We start from the raw sequence: 2919 nt of genomic DNA, 5'->3' as shown, positions 1-2919 counted from the left end.
AGGGTGGCGAGGGCTGCCGGGCGGTCGGCGGGTGCCAGGTAGCGGTCGGCGATCTGGGTGGCGGCGAAGGTGAGGACGCCCTGGGTGATGGCGAGGTCCGATTCGCGCGGGAGGTGGGCGCGGGCGGCGTCCAGGTAGGCGGTGGGCGCCAGTTCGCCGTCGCGGACCATGTCGCGGGCCGCGTTCCAGAAGACGGCGCGGGTGAGGGCGTCGGGGATGCTGGAGAGGGACCGCAGGGCGGCGTCCCAGGAGACGGGGTCGAGACGGACCTTGGCGTAGGTGAGGTCGCCGTCGTTGAGGAGGACGAGGGCGGGGCGGGGGCCCGCGGAGCCGAGGGTGACGCTCTCGTCGGCGGGGAGGTCCGCTTCGAGGCGGTCGCGGAGGACCAGGCGCTCGGGGTCGGCCGGGTCGTGGTCGTACAGGCCGACGACGAGGTGGTGCGGCCGGCGGGCAGCGCTGGGGACACCGGGGGCGACGGGGGCCGTCTGCGCAGTGCCGTGGCCGATGTCCAGGCTCCAGTTGCCGGCGCTCTCGGTGACTTCGGGCACCAGCGTGTCGACGCCGGTCGTGCCCAGCCACTGTGCGGCCCAGGTGTGGACGTCGCGGTCGGTCGCCGATGCGAGTGATTCGATGAAGTCGGCGAGGGTGGCGTTGGCGAAGCGGTGGCGGGCGAAGTGGGTGTTGATGCCCGCCAGGAAGTCCTTCTCGCCGAGCCAGGCGACGAGTTGGCGCAGGGCCGATGCGCCCTTGGCGTACGAGATGCCGTCGAAGTTGAGGAGTGCGGAGGCGGTGTCGGGGACGGCTTCCGGGTCGGGGGCGACGGGGTGGGTGGAGGGGCGCTGGTCGGCGTCGTATCCCCAGCCCTTGCGGGCGACGGCGAAGTCGACCCAGGTGTCGGTGAAGCGGGTGGCTTCGGCGAGGGTCTGGTAGCCCATGTACTCGGCGAAGGACTCGTTCAGCCAGATGTCGTCCCACCACTGGAGGGTGACGAGGTCGCCGAACCACATGTGGGCCATCTCGTGGGCGATGACCATGCCGCGGGTCTGGCGCTCGGTGTCGGTGACGGCGGAGCGGTAGATGAATTCGTCGCGGAAGGTGACCAGGCCGGGGTTCTCCATGGCGCCGGCGTTGAATTCGGGGACGAAGGCCTGGTCGTAGGAGTCGAAGGGGTAGGGCTCGTCGAACTTCTCGTGGAACCGGTCGAAGCAGGCGCGCGTGATGTCGAGGATCTCGTCCGCGTCGGCGTCCAGGTAGGGGGCGAGCGAGCGGCGGCAGTGGATCCCGAAGGGGATCGAGGCGTGCTCGGTGCGCACCGAGTGCCAGGGGCCCGCGGCGACGGCGACCAGGTACGTGGAGATCAGGGGTGTCGCGGCGGCCTTCCAGCTGCCGTCGGGCTGCTGTTCGGTGATCCCGTTGGCGAGGACGCTCCAGCCGTCGGGGGCGGTGACGGTCAGTTCGAAGACGGACTTGAGGTCGGGCTGGTCGAAGGCGGCGAAGGTGCGCTGCACGTCGTCCATGAAGAGCTGGGTGTAGACGTACGTCTCGCCGTCGGTGGGGTCGGTGAAGCGGTGCATGCCCTCGCCCGTACGGGAGTAGCGCATGGAGGCGTCGATGTGCAGCTCGTGCGGGCCCTCGGTGAGGCCGGTCAGCGCGAGCCGGTCATCGGTGAGGGATTCGGGGTCGAGGGGCTGTCCGTCGAGGGTGACGGAGCGCAGGGCGGCCGGCTTGATCTCGACGAAGGTGTCCCCGGCCTCGCGTGCCGTGAAGGCGATGAGGGTGCGGGAGTCGAAGGTGTCGTCGCCCTGGGTCAGATCGAGTTCGATCGTGTACCGCTGGACATCGAGGAGCCGGGCACGGGTCTGCGCTTCGTCGCGCGTCAGTACGGACATGCGCCCATGGTGCCGTACGCCACTGACATGGCGCAGGGTGCGGCGCCGATCAGCCGGACTGGGCGATCGTCTCGTGGTGGCGGATCACCTCGGCGATGATGAAATTGAGCAGTTTCTCCGCGAATGCCGGGTCGAGGCGTGCGTTCTCGGCGAGTTCGCGCAGCCGCTCGATCTGGCGGGCCTCGCGGGCCGGGTCGGCGGGCGGCAGCTGGTGCTTGGCTTTCAGTACACCGACCTGCTGGGTGCATTTGAAGCGCTCGGCAAGCATATGGACGACTGCCGCGTCGATGTTGTCGATGGATCCGCGGAGGCGGTTCAGCTCGTCCTGGACGGCCGGGTCGATCTCGGTCATGGTCAGGGAGCTTACGTGGCGCGGGTCGCGATCGTCGGAGGGTGTTCAGGATCCGGGATCTGGTTGCTCCAGCCGCCGGGCACGGTGCGTCCCTGCTGTTCGCGGAAGCGGATGGGGGCGGTGCCGACGCGCCGGGTGAACAGGCGTGAGAAGTAGGCGGGGTCGTCGTATCCGACGCGGCGGGCGACGGCGGCGACGGGGAGTTCGGTGGCGGCGAGGAGTTCTTTGGCACGGCCGAGTCTGATGCCGAGGAGGTAGTCCTTGGGGCTGCATCCGGCGCCCCTGCGCACGGCGGTGCGCAGTTCGGTGGGGGTCATGGAGTGGCGGGCGGCGTGTTCGGCGACGGACAGCGGCTGGAAGGCGTCGCGGGCCAGGGCTTTGAGTACGGGGTCGCCGTCGGGTCCGGTGTCGGCGCGGGCGCGGCGCAGTGCGACGAGGAGTTCATGGACGGCGGCGCCGGTCTCGACTTCGAGGAGGGGGTTGCCGCGGCGTGCGGCGCGGGCGATGCGTCCGATGGCGGCGCGGGGGCCTGCCGCGTCGGAGAGGGGGACGACGGGGCGGTCGGGTTCGATGTAGCCGAGTTCGGTGTACGTGGTGGTGGCGGGCCCGGTGAAGTCGACGAAGGACTCGTCCCAGCCGGTGTCGGGGGCGGGCCCGTAGTGGTGGGCGGTTCCGGGG

The 2919-nt window shown here is 70.6% G+C and carries 3 protein-coding genes; all 3 read right to left on the bottom strand.

Annotated features, from left to right (window positions below; genetic code table 11):
* The coding region (gene pepN / locus J0695_RS40005) for an aminopeptidase N (protein ID WP_206969726.1) at positions 1-1889 on the bottom strand (1889 nt) is incomplete at its 3' end.
* Positions 1890-1938: 49 nt separating this feature from the next.
* Positions 1939-2241, bottom strand: a complete 303-nt coding sequence (locus J0695_RS40000; RefSeq protein ID WP_206969725.1) for a chorismate mutase — start codon at positions 2239-2241, stop codon at positions 1939-1941.
* Between the two features lie 11 nt (positions 2242-2252).
* Positions 2253-2919, bottom strand: a 667-nt coding sequence (locus tag J0695_RS39995; protein ID WP_206969724.1) for a helix-turn-helix domain-containing protein, incomplete at its 5' end; no start/stop codon positions are given.

Source organism: Streptomyces beijiangensis (assembly GCF_017315755.1).
Classification (GTDB): domain Bacteria; phylum Actinomycetota; class Actinomycetes; order Streptomycetales; family Streptomycetaceae; genus Streptomyces; species Streptomyces beijiangensis.
This window is presented reverse-complemented; position numbering and strand designations above follow the sequence as displayed.

Bases quoted from the DNA above. Each gene is read 5' to 3' on its own strand.
- J0695_RS40000 (WP_206969725.1), bottom strand. From the start codon at position 2,241: ATGACCGAGATCGACCCGGCCGTCCAGGACGAGCTGAACCGCCTCCGC.